Genomic DNA, 17,623 nt, shown 5'->3' with positions numbered 1-17,623 from the left:
CACATCACGTAGAAATATTACCTGTAGGATAGGCAACCGGGGACCGTTTCCCCTGCCTGGAAACGGCGGCAAGAATCGTCAAGGGACCGAGACGCCCCATAAACATCAAAGAAATGATCACCCATTTCCCCATACTGCTTAGCCCTGCGGTGATTCCCGTCGAAAGACCGACGGTACCAAAAGCAGAAACCGCCTCGAAAAGAATCCGATCCAGCGGAGCACGTTCGCTGGCGGAAAGCAGGATAGTCCCCCCGAAAACAGCGGAAACCCCAAAAAGGAGCACAAGAAAGGCGCTGTTGACCTGCTCCGGTTCGATGGAACGACGCATGATCGTCGCCTGCCCCCCTCCGCGAAGTACCGAACGAATATAAGCCCACACAATTGCAATATTGTTTATTTTCACACCGCCGGCCGTACTTCCCGAAGCAGCCCCGATAAACATAAACACGATCATAACTAAAAGGGTGGGGCTCTTCAGAGAATCAAAGGGGATGGTATTAAAGCCGGCCGTTCGCAGGGTTACCGACTGAAAAAAAGCAGAGAGGTACTGTTGCGCAAGAGGAAGCTGCGCAAGGGCTCCCGTATGCTCCAGACCATAAACAAGGTAGGTACCGGAAAGCAGAAGAACGGCCGTTCCCACGAGAACCAGCCTACTATTCAAACTAATAGAGCCTATTCCCGGTCGCCGTCTGCGAAAAAGCGCAACGATACGGACAGAAAAAAAATGTCGGAGATCGCTAATCACCGCAAAACTGATTCCGCCGATGATAATAAGCGCCGCCACCACAAGGTTCACCGAAAGCATGCCGCGAAATTGCTCGAGGCTGTCGGAAAAGAGGGCGAAACCCGCATTACAGAAGGCGGATACGGCATGAAAAACTGCGAGAAACACGGCACTCTCAGAACCTCCACCAGCTGCTCCCTTCATGGGGAAATAGAGCAAAAGGGCGCCGGCCGCCTCTAAAAAAAAGCTGGAAAAGATGATTGTTCGTAGATTTCTGGCAAGATTGGTCATATCCTTTTCGCTGAGCATATAACTGATCAACAGCTTTTCTTCCAGGCTCACCTGACGACGAAAAAGGAAGATGGTAAAATAGCTGATGATCATGATCGAGAGGCCGCCGATCTGAATCAGAATCAGGATACCAAGATGTCCCCAGAAGGTAAAAACCGTAGCGGTGTCCACCACAATCAATCCGGTAACACAAACAGCACTGGTAGAGGTAAAAAGCGCATCAAGAAAACCGAGCCCCCCCGGCGAGATGGTAGTGAAGGGAGCCATAAGATAAAGGGCTCCGGTCAGGATCACCAACAGAAAGCTAAACAGGATAGTCTGGGCAGGATGAACAGAGATGCTTTCTACAAAGGTATTCAGGCGCATGATTCTGCTGAAGGTCTTTAAAAGAATAAAAATATTCCTCACGATGACAACACCGAGACTTAGACCCATGAGATCGTCGGGTGCCCGACCGACATAGATAAGCTTGTTATAGACAAAGAGTACGGCAAAAGCGAGAACAAAGAGCAGGGAAAGGATGTTTCGCCGAAAATAGAGCCATCTCAGCTTTGCCTCGGCAAAATCGCGATACACCTCGAAAAGAAGCAGGAAAAGAACAATAAAATCAAGGATATTCGAATAAAAGGCAAAATCAACAGCAAGGCTGCTCTGTTCCACAAAAAGAGTTATAACACTCAAAATAAGGGTGAGGACGACAAGAACATTGGAGCGAAGCTTTTTCACATCGATACCTCAAAGCCAAGGCCGGGTTCTCCGGTGGGAGAGAGAAGTCCATTTTTCACCCGCACCGCCGCAGCCGTGGTATCGTTGGTGAAGTCGAAACAGCCATCCAGATCGGCGTAGCGAACATCGGGCTGGGCAAGAGCGAAATGGAGGCCGGCAGCCACACCGAGGCCTGCCTCATCCATGCAGCCGACCATGATCTCCTGTCCGGCTGCCCGGGCGATAGCGGCAATGCGCTCGGCAGGGCGAATACCCCCTGTTTTCATGAGCTTGATGTTAAGCATATCCACCAGCTTTTTACGGGCAAGATGAAAAGCATCGGAAAGTTTCAGCAAGCTTTCATCGGCCATAACCGGAACAACCCCGCGACCACCGGCACGAACATCTCCGAGAAGCGCAGGAGATGCTGCCGGCGTCGGCTGTTCGATCGCCTCCAGTTTTGCTGAGGCGGTTTCTTCAATAAAACGCTGGGCCTCTTCAACGCTATAACCTTGATTCGCATCAAAGCGCAGGCCGACTCCCGGCCCCAGAAGCTCCCGCAGGCGGCGCACCTTGCGAATGTCCTCTTCCAGATTAAGCCCTCCCTTCAGTTTAATCGCGGAAAAGCCCTTGGCGATCCAGCGACGAGTTTCTTCTAGGGTCTCTTCGAGGGGCATGATACCAACGGTGACGCTGGTTTTTATGCTGCTGCGGCAAGCGCCCAGTAGCTGAAAGAGGGGAAGATGGGCTTTTTTACCAAGCAGATCGAAGAGGGCCATGTCTACGGCCGCCCGGGCCGTCGGCTCCTTGGGTAAGGCCTTTCCAAGCTTTTCGATAAGCATTCCCATCTTTAGAGGATCGCTGCCACGCAGCAGCGGCTCTGCCGTTTCACGAAGGGCCGGCAAAATCGTCGTTTCGTTTTCGCCCGTTACCATTTCATCGGGAGCCGCGACCCCGCAACCGGTAAGCCCCGTATCGGTTACAATGCGAAAAAAGACATTCACCGTCTCATCAAGGGTGCTGTAGGCAATGGTAAAAGGGGCCCGAAGTTTAAGGGTCACCGGCCACACCTCACAGCGAAGAATTTTCATGCGATCCGGCCCTTAAAAAGGTCAACCAAGGCATCGAGCTTTTGCAGCAGGGGATCGGCCGTCGGCAATCCCGTGGCCGCGGCGATCTCTTCGCATATAGAGGGAACCGCCTCCGGTTCAAGCCCCTCATGGTTGATGGTGATGGCCACAACGGGACACCCCGAAAGCATTTCGATCGCCTGAATTTGGGTTTCAAGGGAATGCAAGGGGTAACCGGGCAGCCCATCATACTCCTTGCGGGCGGGAGCATGCTGCAGCACCACGGCCTGGGGTCTACCTGCGGCAAGGATTTCAAAACCACCGGGATAAATCGGATTCATCAAACTCCCCTGCCCTTCGATCACCATGGCCCTGGGATGTTCGGCATCCCAGGCAGAAAGAATGGCATGTTCGATTTCTCCGGCAACAAAATCATTGATAAGACTATCCATAATGAGTGAATAGCGGGCCCCCTGGAGCCAAGCCGTTTGGCCGGTTCCTATGAAGGCGGTATCGATATCGGCAGCATCCAAGGCATCTTTCAACTTCCATGCCGTGGTTCGCTTTCCCACCGCGGAGTCCGTTCCCAGCAAAGCAATCCGATAGCTCTCAACCTCGGATATACGACCGGTAAAGGGATGCAGGTATTTCCGTTCGGGGGTCTTTCGAATATCCCGGAGCGTAACCCCGTTTTTCCTCGCAAGAGACGCGATTTCGGGATCATCCGACAAAAAGCTGTGGAGTCCGGAATCAACACAGAGCCCGGCCGAGACAGCCTCAAGCACTGCTGCTCTTGCATTCTCGGAAAGGACACCCCCATCGGGAGCGAGGCCAATCACAAAATGGGTGAGGGGGGTTCCGCTTTTTTCGGCCGCTTCCCGTGCATGGGAAAGACTTTCATAGATTGGAATGCCGTTTGCCTTCCGATCGAGTATCAAGCCGGCATCACTTCCGGCATAGCGGCTATCAAGGAGAGCGACTACCTTGTAGCGTTTGGTAAAACGAACCAAACCATGGGCCGTTTTGCCATAAGGGGTATTAAAAAAGCCTTCGCAATAAACAACGGCATTGCCGTCGAAACCGCTTTTTTCAGCCATATATCCTCCTTAACAGGATACGACACATTGTAGCGTGAAGCCGGGGCTGATTCAACGGAGAAAAGCGCAACAGAAAACGAGTATGAAGAAAAATTGCCCTTATTTCATAAATATATTATTTTAATTATATAGGAGGATAACACAGATGAAACAGAATATAGGAACCAGTGACCGGCTCATACGGATCGCTCTTGCGATTATTGCGGCGATTTTGCTCTTCACGGGACAGATTAACGGCCCATTAGCCGTAATTATTGGAGTCCTCGGGGTGATATTCCTTGCTACCGCTATCTTCGCCTTCTGCCCACTCTACATTCCTCTCGGCATATCGACAAAAGGGAAAAAAGAGTAAGCGGGAAAGAGCGTCATCGGCAAACGGGCAGGAGAACCTTATAATAGACATTCATGCTTTCCAGTCCGCCGCCGATGAAGGTATTATTGGGTAGAGTCCCGGCATAGTGGTAGCCCCCTTTGAGGAAAGTTGCATTCATGCCGAGACTCTTCAGCCTGGCGATGGTGTAAGCTACCGGTATCTTTTTTTCCACTGTTTCCTGTTCCATGCGACCGAGGAGAAAAAGAGCAAGGCCTGACCCCCTGGCTTCGGGGAGTACTGCGAAATCAGTCATTTCCACACAACGGGAAAAAGCGTGGTATTCGACCGAGGCAAGAGCGATCAGTCTCCTGTCTTCTCTATCTCTAATACCCAAATACTCGACATGGCTTTCCATTGTTTTCTTCAGATATGCGGGGCTATCAATTGGAAACGGGTAACGGTCAAAGACCCGACCGTACAGTTTCGCCATTTCCGGAATATCATCGGGAACACAATGAAACCATCGATATCGTCCAGCGAGAGGAGGGAATGATACCTGTTCCACCTGTGCAAGCAGGCTTTGGAAGGATCGCATTTCCTCTCTATCAACCTGCCTACGCTGCGACACACCTCTCTCCTTCCCCTCGTCACCATAGTAGGCAAGAAAGGCGACATCGTCCTGACCGCGAAAAAGCCGCGGAACGGTTGACTCAATGCAGAAGCCGGCCAGAAGGAAGGGGACAATCCGTTTCATGGGAACCTTGGCAAAAATCTTTGAATAACCACGTTTATGATAGAGAATCAAAAGCGAAGCTATCAGCCGCTCGTCCTTCTGCATGGCTATCGTGGCGGAGGCCTCGTCAGCCAAGGCCATAAGATAGATACGATCTCCGTCGGGGCCGTGTTGGATCAGAGCCCCTTCAAGCTGCTGAATAACATCATTCATTGCGTCGGCCGATCCTTTCATTGTCTTCGGGAGTAAGAGAATAGGTCTCATCCCATTCAGAAAGGAGTTTTTCGATACCGATGGCGTTTCGCTCTTCGGCATCGGCAAATTTCAATTGAAGGGTGCACTCTTCACACGTACCGTCACAGCCTGGGTTGTGATATTGCTCGGGCTCACGATAGGTAGTAATAACCCCCTCATAATTACGAAGCACGACCTTGTTGGGAGACCAGCTCAAAAGATAGTTCGGCATGATCGGGATCTTTCCCCCGCCTCCCGGGGCATCAATCACATAGGTGGGAACGGAAAAACCGGAGGTATGTCCGATCAGACTTTCGAGAATTTCAATCCCCTTTCCCACCGGTGTACGAAAATGGGTAAGGCCTTCGGAGAGATCGCACTGATACAGATAGTAGGGCCTGACTCTGGAATAGACAAGCTTTTGCACAAGGGTTTTCATGAGTCTGGGACAATCGTTTACCCCGGCAAGCAGTACCGATTGGTTGCCCAGGGGAATTCCTGCGTCGGCAAGCTTTGCGAGAGCGGTTCGACTTGCATGTGTCAGCTCTCTAGGATGATTAAAATGGGTATTGAGCCAAATCGGATGATGCTTTCTGAGCATCGAGACCAGATCATCGGTGACACGATAGGGTAAAACTACAGGCATGCGGCTCCCAATTCTAACAATCTCAACATGCTCGATTCTGCGCAGTTCGGTCAGAATCCAATCGAGATAGTCGTCGTCAAGCATAAGGGGATCGCCACCGGAAAGCAGGACATCACGGACCGATGGAGTATTTCGAATGTAATCAATACCCTTCATGATCTGCTTTTTGTTTGGAATGGAATCGACATCTCCTACTTTTCGTTTTCGGGTACAGTGACGACAATACATAGAGCATACATTACTAACATGGAAAAGAACACGATCGGGATAACGGTGGGTCAGCCCCTCCACAGGACTGTCCTTATCTTCATGAAGAGGGTCTTCCCGCTCCCACTTCTGGACCACCAACTCCCTGGGATCGGCAAAGGATTGAAGGAAAATGGGATCGTTTTGGTAATCATCCTTTTCAATCAGACTGAGGTAATAGGGAGTAATAGAAAGGGGAAATTGGGACACCGTTGCCTCGAGTTCTTGCCGTTTATCTTTATCGAATTGTATTCCGGTAAGGGTCTCAAAACTTGATATATTTCGTATTGAATGTTTCAACTGCCATCGCCAGTCTCTCCATTTGGTAAAACCTGCTCCATTATCTATTTTTTCAGCAAGATCACTCTGTTTCTTGGGGAATTTAATCATATTTGCTCCTTAGAGAGCAGTATATAGGAATAACATACGCAGGTCAATTATTTAGTACTGTAAACAAATAAGAGAAAGAAAAAGCGGGAAGAAAGCAGTTATTAGTGCTTTCCCCCCGCAAAACGATCAGAACAGTCCGGTAACCTTGCCGGTCTCGGTATCTACATCTATCCGGCGAAAGGCCGGGTCCGATGCTGTACCCGGTAAGAGCTTTATTCCGCCCGCAACGGGAACGATAAGTTCGGCTCCCTGATAGACAAGAACATCCGTAACGGGAAGGGTCCACCCCTTTGGCCGGCCTTTCAGTTCCGGATCGTGAGAGAGACTAAGCTGGGTCTTCACCATACAGGTTCCCATGGAAGCGAGTTTGGTATCTTCCTGAATCCGACGAAGCTTCGCATCCGCTTCCGGCGTATAGGAGACAGCCTCTGCACCGTAGATTTCTCGGGCAATGAGTTCTATCCGCTGCTTTTGAGGCATAGAGGTTTCATACAGGAACCGGAAATCGCTCTTCTCTTCGCAAGCCTCGACAACCGCACCGGCAAGATCTTTGGCCCCTTCGCCCCCTAATTCCCAATGCCTGGAAAGAGCAACTCTGGCACCAGCTTCTTCGGCCGCTTTCCTAACCGCAGCAATCTCCTTTTCACTATCCATATAAAAATGGTTGATGCAGACCACCGGCGTGATTCCACTTTTCTTGACATTCTCAATATGAGCAATAAGATTCTCACATCCCTTCTCAACAAGCGCAACATTTTCGCTGGTGTAGGCCTCATCAAGGGGCTTTCCGGGTGTAACCCTGGGGCCTCCGCCATGCATCTTTAGGGCCCTGACCGTGGCAACGATAACGGCGGCATCGGGTACGAAACCACTGTAGCGACACTTGAGGTTCCAGAATTTCTCAAACCCAATATCAGCACCGAATCCGCTCTCGGTTACATGGTATTCCGAAAGTTTCAAGCCGATACGATCCGCAATAATGGAGGACTGCCCAATGGCAATGTTGGCAAAGGGGCCGGCATGAACAAGTACAGGCTGCCCTTCAATAGTTTGCATAAGGGTCGGATCCATCGCCTTCACCATGATGGCCGTCATGGCACCGTCCACTTCGAGGTCCGCGGCAGTAACAGGGTTGCCTTTTCGGTCCCAAGCAATCTGCATCCGGGCGATACGACTTCGAAGATCCTTTAAATCCTTGGCAACGGCAAGAATCGCCATCAGTTCCGAAGAGACGGTAATTTGAAAACCGCTTTTCATCATAAAGCCGTCCATCTTGCCACCAATTCCAATGATGATCTCCCTGAGCGCCTGGGCGGAAAAATCGATGGCCCATCCAATTGCGGGATTATAGGGATCGATATTAAGTCGCTTTAGGTTCTTTCTTTCTAAAACATCATCACCATAATTAAACTCATGCTGCATTCTGGCCGTCATTGCCACCATAGCAAGATTGTGTGCATTCGTGATGGTATCGATATCCCCGGTAAGGCCGAGACTGAAATCCGTCATCGGCACACAAAGGCTTAAACCGCCACCGGCGGCCGACCCCTTGATATTAAAGGTGGGTCCGCCGGAAGGCTGTCTGATTGCTCCCGAAACTTTTTTTCCGAGAAGGCCAAGCCCTTCGACAAGGCCCATGGTCGTTGTGGTTTTCCCCTCCCCAAGGGGTGTCGGAGTTATAGCGGTAACATCGACATACTTCCCATTCGGCCTATCGGCCAGACGAGAAAGAATCTTTCGGTAATCAAGTTTTCCCAGATAATGGCCGTAGGGAAGAAGCTCTTCGGTTAAGACCCCAAATTCGTCAGCCAGCTGCTGAATAGGTTTCATACTTTTTTCAGCTTCTGCGGCAATCTCCCAATCTTGCATAATAGTCGGATCAAGCTTTTTCGCCATAGTGCCTCCTTTTGATTCTCCACAATGGGAGAACAAATCAATTGGTCGCTATACACCTGCTTTGGGTTATGTAGTGTCAATTATGCAACAAAATGAGACAAATGGCAACAAAAAAATAAGAAAAAAGAATTTTACATCAAAAAAACACAAACTTTTTTACATTTTCAATAATTTACCAGTATTTTTTTACCGTATTCTCTAATTAAGCAAACCAGCAACGGCGGCACCTATCACCGGTGCATTATCGACAGAAAGAAATCGTACATAACGGCCATGCTTTTCGGTCAATTCACGAAAAAGATAACACCGGGTTCGTTCGGCAAGGGCCCAGGTCTTATAAAAGGTGGTTCCGTCGGCAACAATGGCGACAGGAACAGTTGGATCTTTCCCTTCTCCGGTTTTCAACACAACCGCAGCCAAACTGATGGCGGCAAGCTTCGCGGCCCTGGCAACAATGGAATCAAACAAAAGGAAAAGATTCTTCCGGTCTTCATCGTTTGAGGCCTTCTGATAAAAAGGATGCTCACGATCCCGTGGTTCGTGAAGGTAACGATCCATCTCCATCGTAGTCATTGATTGCTTTGCCTGAAAAAAATCCGCAAGGGAAGCGGAAAAAAACCCCTCCCTCGAAGCACGCACCGCAGCGGCAAGGCAAAGAGGGCCCAAATAGGCTCCGGATATCATTTTTTCAAAATGAAATAAATCAGGTTTATCGGTGGAGGCAAAAAAATCACGATCGATCTCGCCTCCGAGGAAACCGGCGTATCCTCCGGTCTCCATGTTGATGGCCATATAGGCCCCGGTAGCAGGCGCCTTGAGGGTTCCGATAGCATCGGTCCTCTCAAGATAGGAACAATTGGTTCCCGTCCCGAAGATAAAACCGATATACCCTGAGTAACGCCCTTCTCCGCTTCTGGCCTTCCCCGCAAGCATTGTTGCAACGGTATCGTTAAGGACCGTAATCTGCTTCGGCGAAGAACCGTACCGCTTCAGCAACGCCCGGTTAAGGGACTCTCCGATGAGAGCACCCTCTACCTCCGGCGCTTCAACTTCCTTGGTGAAACGAATGAGACGCCCGTCTCTATTGGGCAGAATTTCCGTGGGATAGGAGAAACAAAATCCGATGGTATCGGCATCGGCTACGGAAGCCTCCATTTTCTCGGCAATCTGCTCGAAAAAGGATTCCCGTCCGACAGGTCCCCCGGTTCCAGGCATCGCACTCTTCGAGAAATGCTCCATCACCGGCTCTCCATCGCTATTGAAATGAAACGTAGCCGAACGAAAATTTGTTCCACCTGCATCAAGGACGATTACGGGCTTCTCCTTCGGTACCTCACCCTCGGCGGCAACCCAGGCGGGAATCATGGCAAGGCTCGAGGAGTCGCCATGAAGCCCTCTTTCCATTTCAGTGAGGAATCCCGCAACCCCTTCTTCGAAAGAAACGCTCTCGGGAAGCAGCCCCTTCTCGGCAAGGAACCCGTCGATATCCTTCATCAGCTATCTCCTTCCTCGAAGAAGCCATGATGGCTTGAGAAAGTCATGACTGCGGGAACAAGTGTCAGATTAATGATATCCTGACGATCGATGTCAATTTCCGCTTCCCGGAGGTTGGTAAGCAAGTCCCGAACCTGCTCCCTCGTTCGAACCTGGGCTGTAATCACCATCAGCTCTCCGCGTTCGATCTTATCTCCGCGAAAAAAGCCCGAAAAAAGATTCAGTTCATCGGAAAGTGCTCCGGAAATATCCTGTCCGTCAAAAGTGGAAGCATGAGTGATCCCGATACTCTGAAGAGCAAGAAAAACATCCTCTTTCAAATCGGGATCGGCTACCTCAAGAATCATATAGTACATTTCATCCTCCTTGGGGAGCGTGCTCTGAAGAACCCTTCGCTTCCCCGGACCTTCGCAAGGCGAAACGCGTCAGCAACGGCCCAACCACTTCGGTTATCACCGTGGTAAAAAGCAATATATTAATGATGGCACTAGCCATCCCAGCACCGGCCGAACCATATTCAGGCTTGGTGAACTCTTTATTAATCGACAAGGCAAGGGCAAGGGCTACCCCCACCTGAGGGAGTAGCGCCAGACCGATATTGTTACGAACATTCTTCGGCGCTTTGCCAAGTATCGCTCCCAGCGAAGCACCCCCGATTTTACCGCTGCTCCGCAGTCCGAAATAGGCTAATCCCATGACGCCAATCTTGCTGATCGAACGGAGATCGAGATGAGCTCCTCCAAGGATAAAAAAAGCGGCAAGGAAGTAAGGGCTTAAGTCATCGATGATTGAACCACTCTTTTTTCCAAGCACCGGGAAACGATTTATCATCATGGCACCAAATACCATAACCGCCAGCAACTCGGAACAGCCCAGTAGTTCACTTAGGCCCAGGAGCCCCAGAATCGTAGCAGCAAGTAACAGTCTGATCCAATCGGTGCTTCTACTCTTTTTCAATATAATACCGAACAGAAAAGCCGCGAAGACGCCAAGGGCCAAAGATTCTCCGATTGAGACGAGAGTCGAAAGGATGATCTTCGATACGTGGACCTGTCCACCAATGATAGACGCCTTAACAAAAGCGGACGCGATAACATAGATAATAAGCGCCATCGCGTCATCAATACCGACCACCGCCATAATGGTACTGGTAAGCGGCCCGCGGGCACCATACTGCTTAATAACGGCAACCGTGGCGGCCGGGGCCGTGGCAGAGGCAACAGCCCCCAACAAAAGCGCCGTCTCGGGGTTCCCAGGGAAAAGCAGCATAATGCCGATGTAAACAAAGGCAAAGGCGGTCAGACACTCAAACAAAACAATAAAAAGGATCGTCTTTCCAAGTTTCTTGATCACGTCAATCCGAAGCTCCACACCGATGATAAAGGCAATAATGCCAAGAGCAATGGTGGAAACCGACGAGAGGTGGTCAAGGACCGAGGAAGAGAGGAGCCGTAAGACCGACACACCGAGCATGACGCCGACCAATACGTATCCTGTTACTTCGGGAATTTTCAGCTTCCCTGTAACTCCTTTCATGACGAAGGCGGCAAGAAATATTGCCGACAGATAGAGAAATACGTTCAATTCCATAACAAACAATACCCGTCAGTTAAGAGGACGAAAGATTTTGATAACCTCTTCCGGTGTCGTAGCCGAGGATAAGGCCTTTCTTCTTGTTTCACTCTTCGTAAATAAAACAATTTTCGAAAGAATCCCAAGATACTCGGTTTGCTGATTTTCCGGTCCGCCAATAAGGAAGACAATGGAGACAGGTTTATCATCGATGGCACCCCAGTCCACCTCTTCTCCAAGAATGGCGACGGTAATAAAAAAATCTTCAACACACCCAATTTTTGCATGAGGGACCGCTATTCCAAGACCGATCCCTGTACTCATGATCGCTTCTCGTTCAAAGATGGCAGTCTTGAACTCCTCAAGGTCCTTCACCTTCCCCGCGGAGAAACAGACATCAACCATTGTTTCCAAAATGTCATCCTTCACCGATGAATCGGTAAAGAGCATATTTTTCTCATCGAGATACTCATACAGCTTCTTCATGTATAAACCCCTTGTCATCCCCAGATGGGGACTGGAAAATAGTAGAATCTTGCTCCGGCAGTGTCAAGCAAGCCATCGCACTCAGCAACCATTCAAACGCTAATCCGACTTTTCCGGGAAAAGGACCATCGAACTTCCGCCCCCATATTCTCCGATACCGACACCTACATCGGATCGATACTTCTCCATAAGCCGTTCTATACGGGCCGCAGCCATCCGGCAGCGACCGACATATTCCATGGCTCTCGATATATCATGGACCTCGATTTCCATGGAAAGTAAATCAAGAGCGCCTTTCAAAATAGTCAGGGGCTGTGTTATTTCATGGGCCGTTGTGACCGCCATCGCAAGAACGGTATTCTTTCGTTCCAGTTCACGAATACGCTCACGACTCCGCTTCAATTCAACTTGTACCTGTATCCGTGCAAGGACCTCTTCCTGCCTGAGTGGTTTGGTTACATAATCAACGGCCCCAGCACGAAACCCTTTTAATGTGCTTTCCATATCGGAAAGCGCAGAAAGAAAAATCACGGGAATATCCTTGGTGTGTTCATCGCTTTGTAAAAGTCGGCAGGTTTCAAAGCCGTCAAAATCGGGCATCATGACATCAAGAAGAACAATGTCCGGTTGTCGATTCTTTGCAAGTTCGGCCCCCTTTCGTCCGTCCTGAGCGACAAAGACCTTGCAGCCATTAACCTCCAGCACATCGTATAGCAGGGCAAGGTTAATCGGAGTATCATCGATAATTAAAACATTGATAATGTCATCATTCATCGCGCTCTCTCCGAAGACATAAAGATTTCAAGCTCATCCTGAATACGGTGAATTTGGAAACCTTCCGCCAAAGTACGAAAGTAGTTGAAAAATTCAGGGAAACGACTTTTTCCATGTCCGTCGACAAACTCAATAAAGGCACCGATATCTCCATCACCGATAAGAGAACGCATCTGCCCAAGAACAGAGACAGCAGGAATCTCCGAAGGCAAAAGGTCTATGATGGGAACACGAGAGTCAATTCCCATACGATATTTTTCGGTGCTATGCACAAAAGCCTCCTCACACCATTGAGCATCGTTTTTTTCATCACAGATTTCAACAGGAATTGTAAAGATGAAGGAGCTTCCCCCAATCTCGGCATCCCGATATTCAAGGATTCCCCCCATCATTCTGGTAAGCTCACGACTGATGGTCAGTCCAAGTCCCTGCCCTTCAACCCTACCGGCATATTCCGCTCCCCGGGCAAAAGGCTCAAATATACTTTTCTGTAATTCTTCGGAAATACCCGGCCCCGTATCGCTCACGATGATGCGGAGGACTCGGATGGAAGTTGTTTCATCGAAGGAGGTTTCCACCTTGCATTCCACCCGCCCTCCCACAGGGGTATATTTCACGGCATTCGAAAGAATATTGTTTAATATCTGTAAAATCCTCTTTTTATCACCAAGCAAAAACATAGGAAGATTTGATCCGAGGCAAACCCGAAAATCAAGACCATGCCTTTTTGCCGTAAGGCGGTAGCCTATTGCTATCTCTCTCAGAAGGTTCCTAAAGGGAAAACCCTTTCGCTCTATGACCATCCTTCCCGCTTCCATCTGTGTAGCATCAAGAATGTCGCTAAGGAGCTCGAGCAGGTGATTACCACTTTCACAAATACTGATACTCAAACGCCGATTACGGGAAGAGAGTTCATCATCGGAAACCAAAAGCTGTGCATATCCGATAATGCTGTTCAGCGGAGTTTTGATGTCGTGACTCATATGAGCAAGAAAACGCGCCTTTGCCCGATCGGCCTTCTCCGCCTCTATTTTAGCCGTCTCCAGTTCCCGACGAAACCGAAGGTCGTGAACAACAACTACGGCTCCTCCGACTTCACCGGCAGAATCAAGAAGCAGAGAAAAGGCAGCCAGTACCGGTATTGCATCTTCCGGAGAAAAACCGCATAAAACCTCGCGTTCCAGGGTTGCAGTTGAATCAAGTTTATCGATATCAAATTCGGTCATGGGATCAAAAGAATCCGTTGCAGGGAAAAGACGAATGAGCCTCTGCCCGATAAGTGCTCTCCGACGGATTCCAAGCATTTCAATGATACGGTTATTGGCATCACGGATAGTACCGGCAGCATCCACCAACAAAACTCCATCAAGCATTTTAGACAGAATATAACCGGCAGCAAGCTCAGGAGTAACATCGAGCATACGGTAGCGGGTGATTGCATACCATGTACCGATCATGATAAGGACTAAAACGGCCGGTGCGATATTCGGCCAAGGAGAAGAAAAAAAAGAAGGAAGAAAACTAAAGGCATTCAAAAACAGAAGCGTAACAAGAAAAAAACCAATAATTAAATTGGCCTGTTTCTTAAAGCGTAGCACATTAGTCCGCATACGCCATTTGATAAGAAGAAAGAAGCCTGCCGATAATGATCCAATCTGGTAAACAAGATATGCCCGGTACCAGGGGGACTCTACCGCATGGACCTCAATAGTGGCAAAAGCATCTGGACGAAATAGAAACTCTTTTGCCATAAGCACGCCGGTGAGTGCCTTCCATGAAAAAACCAGGGCAATCAGATACAAAAACGATGTAACACCTTTTCTCAGGTCTTTTGTTTCGGTAAGTATCATGACAAAATGAAAGACCAGCGCAGGGAGAAAACACCAGCCAGGCGCGGTCAGACGATACCAGAACCAGGCGACGGTTTCGTTGTCGGCCGCATATAAAAAAGCATACCCCAAACACCATATCCCAACCGAAAGCGAAAAAAGAAAAAAAAGAACTCCCTTCATCGTTCTGGAGTTTCGCCGAAGCCCATCAATCCCCGCCACCATAGAAACAAGAAATCCAGTATAGGAAGCAAGGGAAAGCAGATTCATGCTCTATCCCCTCAGGGGAGAAACAACTCCCGAAATTTTTCAAAGTCGAAATATTCTTCGAAAAGAGAACATATTTTCTGATACTTATCATTATCGTACAGTTGCAGCTTCGTATTCTCAAAGACTTGCATCACCTGCTGTTCGGTTCCGGCAGTATCAAGGTCAATAAGAAGTGTTGGGATATCAGCCTCTTCAAGCATACGGTGGATCTCGGGATCAAGAGTCGCATCATCCTTACAGGTTATGATGATCCCGCCGACAGGATCGGTAAGCTTCGCGTTGTGTTCCAAGACCTTTCGGAGTCTTTCGGTAGAGCCAGATCCTATAATGATGAGATCTCCGGAACCGATATAGCGAGCGAGATCGAGGTATTCGGTACGCAGACTAATAATCCGGACGCTTCGACAGGGCCTGTGCCAACTTTTTTCTTCAAAATTCCCCACGACCTCTGCGTCCTTAAACTTCCGCCTGATAAGGTCCATTGAAGGGTTTGGCAAATCCGACATCACAGGAAGAAAACCAAGGATTCGAAGAGGTTCCGGGAAACCCGGGTAGGCCCTACGCAGAAGCTCTTCAGTGAGATAACGGCGAGATTGATCAATCTTGTCCGGTAATATTTTATTAAAAATAATGCCTCGAACATTGCACCCTTTATGCATAAAGTACGAGAGATCGACCTCCAGCATATCCAGAGCCTTGCCGATCCCTCCCCCGGAAAGGAAGACCACATCCGCTCCAAGCAGCTTTCCGACTTCCGCATTCGAAAGGCCTATGATGCCGCCAACCCCGGGATGCCCCGTTCCTTCGGCTACAATGACATCCATTGAGGCAAAATGGGCCATCGCTTTCATAATATCCTCGCGAAGTTCCATCGTGACCATCTCGCGATCGGGATTAGCGATATAGGCCTTCGTAAAGCCGGAACGAAGCTGAACAGGAGAAGCAAATTCCGTCTCGGTATCATCAATCCCGGTAAACGCCGTCACAATCTTCACATCCTTATCAACGGTAAGCCCGGACGAAAGTTCGACAAGCTCCTGTCCCACAGGCTTGATATATCCTATCTTCTCCGGTGGATAGCATCGCTTAAGAAGATGAATAAGGCCAAGACTGGTTACCGTTTTTCCCGCATGTTGTCGAAATCCGGTAATATAGATGATCTTCGGCGCCATATGGGACCTCCTCCAAAGAAATCATTTAGCTTACAGATAATAGTAATGCAGAAAAACAACAAAGTACAAACATGATCATCTCGCCAAAATTGAAGAAAGTCCATATAATCGGCCCCATGGAAAATCTATCGGAGTATCAAACCTTTGATCTCCTTGCAGACGCATCGAACGCCTTCCCGGAGATTCAGGAAGCCATCTACGATGCAGCGGCTATCGCCTCAGATCATGACCGTCCCATTCAGGAACGCATATCGGCTTTTGAAGATATCATCGATTCAGAAGTCGGAGATACCCTTCTGCTTCGGGCGAGAAACATCGAACGGGAATTCGGTCTCAGGCAGCTCTATCTAAAATTCGAGGGAGGAAATCCATCGGGAACCCAAAAGGACCGGATTGCCTTCGCCCATGTTCGCGATGCGATGCGTCGAGGTTATAGCGGTATCGCCATAGCAACTTGCGGAAATTACGGAGGAGCCATGGCCTTTGCCGCCCGGCTCGCGGGACTTTCCTGTACGGCATTTATTCCTCAGAGCTATAAAACCCGTAGAATCAGCGAGATGCAGGGGTACGGCGTGGAAATCATCCGAACGCCGGGAGACTACGAAGATGCTGTAGAGCGATGTCGGGAATACGCTACGGAAAAGGACATCTACGATGCAAACCCGGGAGATACAAACTCAGTGCTACAGATGGAAGCCTATGGCCAGATCGCCTATGAATTGTACGACGAACTTCGTGATGCTCCCGCTGCCGTTGCAATCCCCGTTTCAAATGGATCAACCCTGGCGGGAATACAACGCGGTTTTATCAGTCTATACAGAAGAGGAAAAACAAGTAGAATGCCGAAATTGATCGCAGGGTCTGCAACCAAAAAAAATCCGATCATCAAAGCCTTTAAAAGCGGTTTTTCGGAATGTTCCGATCTTGCTCCCGATTCGATACACGAGTCGGCGGTTAATGAACCACTGATAAACTGGCACTCTATCGACGGAGATCAGGCACTTTCGTCGATTTACAACTCCAGAGGCTGGGCTATGGATGCCACCGATAAGGAGATGGTTGCCTTTGCAAGGATCATCCGGGAGAAAGAGGGGCTAAATGTCCTTCCTGCGTCTACTGCGGGTTTGATTGCCATGTTGAAGCGGCATAAAGAGGAGCCGCTTCCGGGAGATCGTTATGTGGCAATCCTTACTGGCCGTAAACAGTAACTACTGTCCGGAATCGTGGTGAAAAATGAATAAAATCTCCTTTTCTCGTAGTTACTTATAGTAAGAACGCTACGAAAAAGGAGTGTTTCCATGTTCCATCCCCCCTTCTGCCCCAATCCCCATTGCCTCAACCACTTCTCTCCAAAAGGCCACTGGTTCTTTAGAGCAGGCTCCTACTCCACCAAAACCTCCCCCCGCATCCAAAAGTTCAAATGCAAAACCTGCCGCCTCTCCTTCTCCACCCGCACCTTCAGCATCGACTACTGGACCCATTTCCACCTTTCCTACAAAACCATCCTCGCTCACCTCGTCACCAGCTCCGGCATCAGAGACCTCTCTCGTATCCTTAACGTCTCCTGCTCCACCGTCTCAGACCGTATCCGCCGCCTTGCCCACCAATGCCTCGCATCCTCAGCCTCCCTCACCTCAGACATGAACATCCACGAAGACCTTGTAGCCGACGGCTTCGAAAG

General features: G+C 49.4%; 16 protein-coding genes. 2 read left to right on the top strand and 14 right to left on the bottom strand.

What is annotated here, in order from left to right; translation table 11 throughout:
* Positions 1-4: 4 nt before the first annotated feature.
* Genes F459_RS0119460 through F459_RS0119450 form a run of 3 tightly spaced genes read right to left on the bottom strand, consistent with a single transcriptional unit; the run spans position 5 to position 3,887 of the window.
* Positions 5-1,741 (bottom strand): TrkH family potassium uptake protein, encoded by a 1,737-nt coding sequence (locus F459_RS0119460; RefSeq protein ID WP_020614373.1) that lies wholly within the window; start codon positions 1,739-1,741, stop codon positions 5-7.
* Positions 1,738-2,811, bottom strand: coding sequence for a mandelate racemase/muconate lactonizing enzyme family protein (locus F459_RS0119455; RefSeq protein WP_020614372.1), 1,074 nt, complete (start codon positions 2,809-2,811; stop codon positions 1,738-1,740). Before F459_RS0119455 ends, F459_RS0119460 begins: the two co-directional genes overlap by 4 nt.
* The gene (locus tag F459_RS0119450; RefSeq protein ID WP_020614371.1) at positions 2,808-3,887 is read right to left on the bottom strand and encodes a DUF1611 domain-containing protein; all 1,080 of its coding nucleotides are present in this window, start codon (positions 3,885-3,887) and stop codon (positions 2,808-2,810) included. Before F459_RS0119450 ends, F459_RS0119455 begins: the two co-directional genes overlap by 4 nt.
* A 145-nt stretch (positions 3,888-4,032) precedes the next feature.
* On the opposite strand from F459_RS0119450, the gene F459_RS0119445 reads away from it, so the two are divergent.
* Positions 4,033-4,239 (top strand): YgaP family membrane protein, encoded by a 207-nt coding sequence (locus F459_RS0119445; RefSeq protein WP_020614370.1) that lies wholly within the window; start codon positions 4,033-4,035, stop codon positions 4,237-4,239.
* Positions 4,240-4,252: 13 nt separating this feature from the next.
* On the opposite strand, the gene ablB is transcribed toward F459_RS0119445, so the two are convergent.
* From ablB to F459_RS0119395, 10 genes are all read right to left on the bottom strand, one after another.
* Positions 4,253-5,167 (bottom strand): putative beta-lysine N-acetyltransferase, encoded by a 915-nt coding sequence (ablB, locus tag F459_RS0119440; RefSeq protein WP_026295124.1) that lies wholly within the window; start codon positions 5,165-5,167, stop codon positions 4,253-4,255.
* A complete protein-coding gene (gene kamA, locus F459_RS0119435; protein WP_020614368.1) occupies positions 5,139-6,449 on the bottom strand; it encodes a lysine 2,3-aminomutase in 1,311 nt (436 codons plus the stop codon). The genes ablB and kamA overlap by 29 nt, the downstream gene beginning before the upstream one ends.
* 126 nt (positions 6,450-6,575) lie before the next feature.
* Positions 6,576-8,345: a formate--tetrahydrofolate ligase gene (locus F459_RS0119430; protein WP_020614367.1), complete on the bottom strand. Its 1,770-nt coding sequence runs from the start codon at positions 8,343-8,345 to the stop codon at positions 6,576-6,578.
* Positions 8,346-8,543: 198 nt separating this feature from the next.
* A complete protein-coding gene (locus F459_RS0119425; RefSeq protein WP_020614366.1) occupies positions 8,544-9,839 on the bottom strand; it encodes a hexokinase family protein in 1,296 nt (431 codons plus the stop codon).
* Complete coding sequence (locus F459_RS0119420; protein WP_020614365.1) at positions 9,839-10,195, bottom strand: hypothetical protein; 357 nt, start codon at positions 10,193-10,195, stop codon at positions 9,839-9,841. Before F459_RS0119420 ends, F459_RS0119425 begins: the two co-directional genes overlap by 1 nt.
* A gap of 1 nt (position 10,196) precedes the next feature.
* A complete protein-coding gene (locus F459_RS0119415) occupies positions 10,197-11,429 on the bottom strand; it encodes a cation:proton antiporter (protein ID WP_020614364.1) in 1,233 nt (410 codons plus the stop codon).
* 15 nt (positions 11,430-11,444) lie between these two features.
* Positions 11,445-11,897 carry a PTS sugar transporter subunit IIA gene (locus F459_RS0119410; protein ID WP_013256530.1) on the bottom strand — a complete coding sequence of 151 codons (453 nt, stop codon included), beginning with the start codon at positions 11,895-11,897 and terminating at the stop codon, positions 11,445-11,447.
* Positions 11,898-11,996: 99 nt separating this feature from the next.
* On the bottom strand, positions 11,997-12,671 hold the full coding sequence (locus F459_RS0119405; RefSeq protein WP_020614363.1) for a response regulator: 675 nt from the start codon (positions 12,669-12,671) through the stop codon (positions 11,997-11,999).
* A complete protein-coding gene (locus tag F459_RS0119400; protein WP_020614362.1) occupies positions 12,668-14,770 on the bottom strand; it encodes a sensor histidine kinase in 2,103 nt (700 codons plus the stop codon). The genes F459_RS0119405 and F459_RS0119400 overlap by 4 nt, the downstream gene beginning before the upstream one ends.
* Before the next feature lie 11 nt (positions 14,771-14,781).
* Complete coding sequence (locus F459_RS0119395) at positions 14,782-15,942, bottom strand: AAA family ATPase (protein ID WP_020614361.1); 1,161 nt, start codon at positions 15,940-15,942, stop codon at positions 14,782-14,784.
* A gap of 116 nt (positions 15,943-16,058) precedes the next feature.
* Between F459_RS0119395 and F459_RS0119390 the strand changes: the two genes are divergently transcribed.
* A complete protein-coding gene (locus F459_RS0119390; RefSeq protein WP_245540237.1) occupies positions 16,059-17,150 on the top strand; it encodes a pyridoxal-phosphate dependent enzyme in 1,092 nt (363 codons plus the stop codon).
* A 69-nt stretch (positions 17,151-17,219) separates the two neighbouring features.
* Here F459_RS0119390 and F459_RS24020 read toward each other — a convergent pair whose 3' ends face one another.
* Complete coding sequence (locus F459_RS24020) at positions 17,220-17,456, bottom strand: hypothetical protein (RefSeq protein ID WP_020614359.1); 237 nt, start codon at positions 17,454-17,456, stop codon at positions 17,220-17,222.
* Positions 17,457-17,623 lie beyond the last annotated feature (167 nt).

Source organism: Sediminispirochaeta bajacaliforniensis DSM 16054 (assembly GCF_000378205.1).
Lineage (GTDB): Bacteria > Spirochaetota > Spirochaetia > DSM-16054 > Sediminispirochaetaceae > Sediminispirochaeta > Sediminispirochaeta bajacaliforniensis.
This window is presented reverse-complemented; position numbering and strand designations above follow the sequence as displayed.

What these genes read in the sequence shown, in the direction of transcription:
- F459_RS0119455 (WP_020614372.1), bottom strand. Translation starts at nt 2,811, where the DNA reads ATGAAAATTCTTCGCTGTGAGGTGTGGCCGGTGACCCTTAAACTTCGG.
- F459_RS0119450 (WP_020614371.1), bottom strand. Translation starts at nt 3,887, where the DNA reads ATGGCTGAAAAAAGCGGTTTCGACGGCAATGCCGTTGTTTATTGCGAA.
- F459_RS0119445 (WP_020614370.1), top strand. Translation starts at nt 4,033, where the DNA reads ATGAAACAGAATATAGGAACCAGTGACCGGCTCATACGGATCGCTCTT.
- ablB (WP_026295124.1), bottom strand. Translation starts at nt 5,167, where the DNA reads ATGAAAGGATCGGCCGACGCAATGAATGATGTTATTCAGCAGCTTGAA.
- kamA (WP_020614368.1), bottom strand. Translation starts at nt 6,449, where the DNA reads ATGATTAAATTCCCCAAGAAACAGAGTGATCTTGCTGAAAAAATAGAT.
- F459_RS0119430 (WP_020614367.1), bottom strand. Translation starts at nt 8,345, where the DNA reads ATGGCGAAAAAGCTTGATCCGACTATTATGCAAGATTGGGAGATTGCC.
- F459_RS0119425 (WP_020614366.1), bottom strand. Translation starts at nt 9,839, where the DNA reads ATGAAGGATATCGACGGGTTCCTTGCCGAGAAGGGGCTGCTTCCCGAG.
- F459_RS0119420 (WP_020614365.1), bottom strand. Translation starts at nt 10,195, where the DNA reads ATGTACTATATGATTCTTGAGGTAGCCGATCCCGATTTGAAAGAGGAT.
- F459_RS0119415 (WP_020614364.1), bottom strand. Translation starts at nt 11,429, where the DNA reads ATGGAATTGAACGTATTTCTCTATCTGTCGGCAATATTTCTTGCCGCC.
- F459_RS0119410 (WP_013256530.1), bottom strand. Translation starts at nt 11,897, where the DNA reads ATGAAGAAGCTGTATGAGTATCTCGATGAGAAAAATATGCTCTTTACC.
- F459_RS0119405 (WP_020614363.1), bottom strand. Translation starts at nt 12,671, where the DNA reads ATGAATGATGACATTATCAATGTTTTAATTATCGATGATACTCCGATT.
- F459_RS0119400 (WP_020614362.1), bottom strand. Translation starts at nt 14,770, where the DNA reads ATGAATCTGCTTTCCCTTGCTTCCTATACTGGATTTCTTGTTTCTATG.
- F459_RS0119395 (WP_020614361.1), bottom strand. Translation starts at nt 15,942, where the DNA reads ATGGCGCCGAAGATCATCTATATTACCGGATTTCGACAACATGCGGGA.
- F459_RS0119390 (WP_245540237.1), top strand. Translation starts at nt 16,059, where the DNA reads ATGGAAAATCTATCGGAGTATCAAACCTTTGATCTCCTTGCAGACGCA.